This is a genomic window from Methanosphaera sp. A6, from assembly GCF_001729395.1.
Classification (GTDB): domain Archaea; phylum Methanobacteriota; class Methanobacteria; order Methanobacteriales; family Methanobacteriaceae; genus Methanosphaera; species Methanosphaera stadtmanae.
In genome coordinates this window covers 1-8,120 of record NZ_MAIF01000001.1, presented here as the reverse complement: position 1 = coordinate 8,120, position 8,120 = coordinate 1, and the positions used below count along the sequence as shown (strand labels likewise).

General features: G+C 23.6%; 5 protein-coding genes. 4 read left to right on the top strand and 1 reads right to left on the bottom strand.

Going from position 1 to position 8,120, the window contains the following annotated elements; genetic code table 11:
- Positions 1-2,111, bottom strand: a 2,111-nt coding sequence (locus A9758_RS00025; protein WP_143740844.1) for a glycosyltransferase family 2 protein, incomplete at its 3' end; no start/stop codon positions are given.
- A 448-nt stretch (positions 2,112-2,559) separates the two neighbouring features.
- On the opposite strand from A9758_RS00025, the gene A9758_RS00020 reads away from it, so the two are divergent.
- The 4 genes from A9758_RS00020 to A9758_RS00005 form a co-directional block, all read left to right on the top strand.
- The gene (locus A9758_RS00020; RefSeq protein ID WP_011405829.1) at positions 2,560-3,021 is read left to right on the top strand and encodes a hypothetical protein; all 462 of its coding nucleotides are present in this window, start codon (positions 2,560-2,562) and stop codon (positions 3,019-3,021) included.
- A 450-nt stretch (positions 3,022-3,471) separates the two neighbouring features.
- Complete coding sequence (locus A9758_RS00015; RefSeq protein WP_011405830.1) at positions 3,472-4,722, top strand: nucleotide sugar dehydrogenase; 1,251 nt, start codon at positions 3,472-3,474, stop codon at positions 4,720-4,722.
- A 13-nt stretch (positions 4,723-4,735) separates the two neighbouring features.
- On the top strand, positions 4,736-7,324 hold the full coding sequence (locus A9758_RS00010) for a glycosyltransferase (RefSeq protein WP_069776301.1): 2,589 nt from the start codon (positions 4,736-4,738) through the stop codon (positions 7,322-7,324).
- Between the two features lie 10 nt (positions 7,325-7,334).
- A partial coding sequence (locus tag A9758_RS00005; RefSeq protein WP_158005501.1) for a glycosyltransferase family 2 protein occupies positions 7,335-8,120 on the top strand: 786 nt, incomplete at its 3' end.

Here is an 8,120-nt window from a genome sequence, read left to right as displayed (position 1 = left end):
TATGATTTAATATTTTTACACCATTTTATAGTTAATCCATTTTTTTTAAGTTTTAATATGTTAGAGAGTATATTTTCTTCTTTATTTGGAAATTCGTCATCAGATAACCAAAGAATTATTTCATCGGCTTTCAAAGTTTGTGTTAATAAGGAATATATTGTATATTGTATATTATTTATACGTTCAGGATATGTTGTTAATGAAATTATTATTTTCTGTTTTCTTTTAGTTGTTGTTATTCCAATATCATTAAAAGTCCTTATCTTTTCTTCAATATTCTTTCTATTTATTGTTAATGGTTGCCAACTACTTTCATTTGTTTTAACTAATCCTTCATCAAATCCATTCAATACAAGATATACTAATGGATTTAATTCTGACTTTCCAGCATTTTTATTAAATTTCTTATAATAATTTCCATCAAAATTCTCATTGGGATTTTTTCCTTCTAAATATCCTATGTATATATAATGAAGTAATGGATTAATATGTAATTTATAGTTATATTTTTCTTTATAGTATTCTTCATCAAATAAATTATATGAATTTATTTTATTAAAAGCCAATATATTTATATCACTTTTTGTCACATCATTTACTATTTCTCGAAATAGGATATTTTCATATTTTAATAGAATATTTTCATTATTAAAAGTTTCATCATATACATTATTATTAACTAAATCAAATACAGTTTGTGTTGTAAGTTTTGTATCTAATTTTTTAGTTGGTCTATACCATTTATTATTAATATCATTTAGTAATTCATCATATCTTATTTGATTATTTTCTATTTTTTTAAATATGTTGTAGAATATGTTATTTTCTTCTTCAATGTATTCTATGGTTTTGGTCTTTGTTCTATTATTTCTATTATTCCTAATTTTTCGAATAATACTTGTGATATATCTAAATGGTTTTGTAATTTTCCAACTAGTGGAGGAAGTTATTGATTCATTTAAATAATTTAATTTATTTATTTCATCATATGCTTTTTTATTATTATGTATAAGGGCTTCTATAGTTATTAAAGTACTAGTCATATCTTCTTTTTCATATTCATGTATTAATTTAAGCATATCATTTAATTTTGTCTTGTCTATTAATTCATGTTCTATTTTACCTAATCTAACAGTATTTGCAATATTAAATTCCACTGAATTTTTGGAATGTTTTATTGTATTATAAAAGAATCTATTTTTATCTGGCAATTGTTTTACATCATTGTTGGATATATTCATATTATTGAAATAATTCTTAGCAATTAAAAACAATTCATCTTTAGATTCATTATCTAAGGTTTTATAAATATTTTCTATCTCTGTTATATTAAATTCTAAAAAATTTAATTTAAATTCATTCATTAACTTATTTTTTTTCAGAAAAGTTTTTACTTCATTAAATATGTCAAACAATACAAAACTTTTACTTGTTTGAATGGAAGTATTCTGTCTTGAATTATCAGTTCTCACATAATGATAGAAAAATTGGGGATTATATGAAATGTTATTTGCCTTTATCATGGTTTTTATATGAAAGAGCACATCCTCAAATAATACATCTTCTTGGAATTTAATATTATTTTTTCTAAGAAAATCTAATTTATGTAGTTTTGTACATACAATAAAGTAACTATTCATAACTAATCTTTTATTGTATAAACAGTTAAATGTGAAATTATCATAATTTTTAATATCATTAGATACTGCATATATCCTTTTTCTTAGATAATTATCAGGATAGTGTTCAATACTATTAAATAACACTAAATCAGAATTGTTAGATGTTGCTTGTTTATATAATTGTTCTAAGGACTCACTTTCAATCCAGTCATCAGCATCTAGAAATAAAACATATTCTCCAGTAGCATTTTCTAAACCTACATTTCTTGCTAATCCAGGACCTCTGTTTTCTTGTTTAATTATTTTAAATCTAGAATCATCACTAGTATAACTTTTAAGTGTGGATAATGAATCATCTGTTGAACCATCATCAACACATATTACTTCTATATCTTTAAGTGATTGGTTTTTTATAGAAGATATACAGTTATTTAGGTATTTTTCTTTATTATATATTGGAATTATAATTGATACTGTAGGTTTAATCATATATATACCTCATGACTACTAGATGAAGTTATTCTATATTTTTTTTATTTAAGAATAATAATCTATTTTCTATTTATGATATTATAATTATTTAAGTATATTCTTAGATAATTTTAGAGAAAACCTAGTAATTATTGAAGTTCTAAATATTAAGCTGTATAACTATTGTTTCTAATACTCTGAAGTATTTTACCTAAAAAAATATGAAGTTCCATTATTAATTTTAACAAGAATGTATTATTAAACAAATTCTATTTTGAAAATAGAGTTAAAATATCTAATCTAGAAAAAAGTGTGAATATTACTCTAATTTTAGTTAATTTCAGTTTTATAATTTAAATTCTTTAATCTAGTGAATTTTTTAATAGATTTTTGTTTTTCTCTAATAAATTATAAGTATTATAAAATGCACATTAAACTATAATAACTATTAAATGGAGGTAAAGTAATGAAAAATAATCAGGTAATTATTCTTTTAATATTGGGTATAGTTGCACTATTGGGAATTTCTATTTATGCGGGAATATTTAGTTTCAGTGATAATTCAACTAACAATTCAACTACTTTTAATATAACACCACCTTCTGGATATAGTATATCCAATCAAACAAATAATACTATAACTATAGATAATGGAACTAAACAATTGAAGGTACGTAAATTCAGTGGTAATAATTCTATTTATCAAAGAATAGAAAGTTATAAATCTAAACATAATATTACTAATTTATCAGTAACTGAGTATTATTCTTCAAATTCTCAGAAAATAACAAAAACTGTTTCAGATGTAAATAATATAACTGATGTATGGTATTATGTGGATAAAAATAACACTGTCTATGGTATTTCAACATCAGGTAATGTGCCTGGAACAGATGATGTTGTTAAACAGATAGTTGATAAATTATAAGTTATTTTTTTGATATATTTTTTCAAAAACATGATTATAATATAAAATAATACTTTTTTATTTTTTTTAATTTTCCAATATATATTATCAAATATTAGTTAAGTCAAACTAAATTAGTAAAGTAACTGATTGTATGTATTTTTTCATAGAATCTGTTTATGGGATATGCTTTGAGAATTAACATAATTAAGGGTCTTATTTCTATAAAATCTAGAAAAAAAGATAATATTTTAATGAAATTATTATCTTATCTTAATATTTAAATATAATTAAATATAGACTAATTATTAGTTAAGAAAATAAGTTAATTAGATTATAAATTAGTTTGTTTAAGTTAATAATTGTATTTATAATGATTATTTTTTTTATTTTAATATTATCAATTAATAATCATCTTGTTTGAATATGGATTTTAAAAATACCATTATCAATAATAATAAAAGTGATATAATGAAAATATGTGTTATAGGTCAAGGATATATAGGTATACCTACAGCAGCATTATTTGCATCCAATGGATGTGATGTGGTAGGTGTAGATATTAATGAAGAAATAATAAGTAATTTAAATAATGGAGTTATGACAATAGAAGAACCAAAAATTAATGAAATTATGAATGCTTGTTTGGATAATGGAACATATCATGCAAGTTTAACTCCTGAAGAAGCTGATGTTTATATAATTACAGTTCCAACACCATTTAAAAAAGAAGATTTATCCTGTGATTTAGGTTTTGTAATATCAGCATGTAAATCAATATTACCACTTATAAAAAAAGGAGATACTATCATAGTAGAATCAACAATAGCACCACTATCAACTGAAACAACAATAAAAGGTATCTTTGAAGATAGGGGATTTAATGTTGGTGAAGACATATACTTAGCACATTGTCCAGAAAGAGTTCTACCAGGTAACATGGTTGATGAATTAATACATAACAATAGAATAGTTGGTGGAATCAACAAAAGAAGTGCTAAAAAAGCTGCTGAAGTTTATAAAATATTTGTTAAAGGTGAAGTTATAGAAACTGAAGCAAAAGTTGCTGAATTATCTAAGTGTATGGAAAATACATATAGGGATGTGAATATTGCACTAGCAAATGAATTAGCAAAGATTGGATCAAAACTAGGAATTAACATATTAGATGTTATTAAAATAGCAAATAAACATCCTCGTGTAAATATACTTTCACCAGGGCCAGGAGTAGGTGGACATTGTCTTGCAATAGATCCATACTTCATATATTCACTTATACCAGAGACTGCAAAAATCATAAAACTGGCTAGAGATACTAATAGAAGTATGCCAGATTTTGTTGTTGAAAATGTTAGAAAAATTCTAAAAAATGAAGATAATCCAATAATATCAGTATTTGGTGTGGCATATAAAGGAAATTCTGATGATGATAGGGAAAGTCCATCTTATGAAATAATCAACAATCTTAAAGAAGATTATACTTTGAAAATATATGATCCTCATATAGAAAAAATAGATCTAAGCTTTGATGAAGCAATAAAAGATTCATCATTAATATTAGTACTTACAAATCATGATGAATTCATGCATATGGACTTTGATAAAATAAAACAAGAAATGAAAAAGCCAGTAATATTTGATACAAGAAATATTATAGATAAACATTCAATTCCAGATGATATTATATTATATAACTTTGGAAATTTATATGATGTAGAATAGTGGTGACTTTTCAATGCATCCTTTTATTAGTGTAATTATACCTGTTTATAATGTTCAATTCACAATAGAAAGTTGTTTTCTATCTTTAAAAAATCAAACTATAGGATTTGAAAATTTAGAAATAATCTTTGTTGATGATTGTTCAACAGATAATAGTCCAACTATAATTGGGAATTATGAAAAAAAATATGACAATGTTAAAGCAATCTATTCCAAAGAAAATAGTGGTGTTGCAGGAAAACCTAGAAACATGGGTATGAATATTGCAACAGCAAAATATGTCATGTTTTTAGATCCTGATGATACTTTTACTGTTGATGCTTGTGAAGTATTATATAATGAAATAGAAAAAAGTAAAGCAGATATAGTTAGTGGACTACATTCTAAGAAAAATAAATTTAATAATAATGAAGAGATATTTCCTGGTTTGATTATTAATACATTTTCAGATCCTGAAAAATCATGGTCTGATAGACAGGGTGATGTTGATGTTTTCAAACAAAAATATCCTAAACACTTTTATATGGATTCAATTGAAGATAAATTTTCTGTTTTAGGAAATTTTGGGCTTTCAAGTAAAATATTTAATCTTGATTTTATAAAATCAAATAATATTTCATTTCCAGAATATATTCCAGGTGAGGATTCAGTATTTCTTTTCAATGCATTGATAAATGCAAATGGAATTGCTTTTATAAATAAAATCATTTATTCTTACACAACATTTCGTGATGGAGATAATAAATCAGTAAGTTTCCAAGTAGATTTAGATAAAAATCTTGGTCGTATAAAAGCATATAGCCTCATGTTAGAAATCAGTGAAGAAAAAGGTATTGTTGATGAATATGTTCACTATATTCTAGCAAATAAATTAACATATTTCTTAAAAAATTTCATAATTAAACCAGAATATATTCCTGAAACTGATATGTCCTGTATTTTTGATAAGGGTTATGACTTATTTAATGAAGTTAATAAAAGAGATAATGGTGTATTAAGTCCTGAATTTAAGAATATTATTGAAAATATTGCCAATAGAAATTATGATGAGACAATAACTGCTTGTTATGAATATAAGAGAAAATATTTTAGTAACATTGTTAAAGTTAATAAGAAAACTATTCCATTTGCAAAGGATATGAATGTAGCTGTAGTATTAGATCCATTTACATATAATTCATATAGTAATGAATTCAATGCAATACCTGTTGAACCAGAAAACTGGCATGAAAAATTTGAAAGAGAGGATATAGATTTATTTTTCTGTGAATCAGCATTTAGTGGTGTTGGTGAAGGTAATCTTGTAGAGGGAATAGCTGTTGAAAATAATTATTCTCCATGGGGTGGAAAAATAGGTGTTAACCTGATTCATGGATGGGATAGTAGAAATCAATTAATGGATATATTAAAGTACTGTAAAGAACATGGAATTCCTACAATTTTTTGGAATAAAGAGGATCCAACATCATTTGATAACCCTAATTACAACTTTATAGACACAGCTCTACATTTTGATTATATTTTTACAACAGATGAAGATAGTATAATAAGATATAGGGCAAGAGGACATGAAAATGTTCATGTACTCTTATTTGCTTCTCAAATAAATCTATTCAATCCTATTAGTACTAAACGTTCTAATGATATTATATTTGCAGGTAGTTGGTATAATCAATTCGAAAATCGTTGTAAAACAATGTGTGATTTTTTTGATAAGGTAATTAACAGTAAGTATGGCTTAAAAATATATAACAGGGCATCTGATTCAACTGCTGAAAATAGAATGTTTCCAGCAAAATATGATCCATTCATATATCCAAAAGTATCCTTTGATAAAATGCCCTCAGTATATAAAGAAAGTAAAATGGCATTAAATATTAACACAGTTACTGATTCACACACCATGTTTGCAAGACGAGTTTATGAATTAATGTCTTCAAATACATTCATACTATCAAACTATTCTAAAGGAATATATGAACTTTTTAAAGATAATGTTATCTATTTAGATAGAATAGATTCTTTGGATTTATCTGAAGAAGAAATATCCAAAATCTGTGAAGAAAATCTCTATGATGTTCTTCAAAATCATACATATAGTAATAGATTTAAATATATTTTAAATTGTATTGGTTTTAAATATAAAGAAAGTATTGAAGAAGTAAATATAATATATAAGGCAGAAAATGATGATGAAATAGATGAAATCATAGCAGATTTTAATTCTATTGACTATTATTACAAGAACTGTTTTATTCTCTCTAAAAATGTAAATCTTAAAAAATCAGTTGAGAATAAAGATAATAATATAACATTTATGGACTATGAAAATATTTACTTCTTATCTGAAAATAGCTCAGATGAAAATTATTTCTTATTTAGAAATATGGATAATAAAATCAATTCTGACTTTATTAAAAAGGCATTGTTACATTATAAATATTTAGAAAATAACATAGGCATAAAAGAAAATAATGAAAAATATGTATTTAACAAAACAAGAGAATATGAAGATACATTATTTAATATGAGTCAATTTGATAATATAATTGAAGTTTTACTAAAATACAGAATAAATAAATTATCTGTTTATAATATTTAGTTAAGGTGGGATTATTATTAAAAAGGAAATAAAAATTTCTCTCTGTTTATCAGTTTTTCCAGATAAAAAATCAACAGCAGAGTGTTTTGAAAGCTTACTTAATCAAACATTAGATGAAATTGAAATTATATGTATGCCTGATAATAATTGTGATGAGGATGTTTTAGAAATAATAGATTATTATAAAACTCAAAGTAACATCCCAATATCTGTAATGAAACAAGAATTTAACTATAATCAAGTAAATGGTGAATATATATTCTTATGTAATTCTAAAGATTGGTTATCTATGGTAGCTTTAGATTATATTTATAATATTGCTAAAGAAAATAATTCTGACATTGTACTAAGTTCAGTAAATATTTATGATGAGAAATTAAAATCCATATATGAATTAGATTATGGTTTAAGTAATGATTTTATGAATTCTAATTCATTATCTCATAAATTATTTTCAAATGAACTTTTTAGTATGGTAAAATATCCATATAATCTTTATAAAACTTCGTTTTTAGAGAAAATAGATGCGGATTTAAATTTAAATGAATATGATATTGGATTTTTCTTCTTTAAAACTGTTTTCAATACATCAAAAATTTCATTTAGTATGGAACCTATTTTGAATATAAGAAAAAAAGAAAGTGATCTATATTATTTTATGGCTAATGATTTTAATAGAAACTTAAATAAAGAATATGTTTCATTTGACGTAGATTCTTTTTTCAAGAGTATGGAGAATATAAAATCTTTTTTTAGAGAAAAAGGAATATATGATCTTTATAAATATGATTTAACT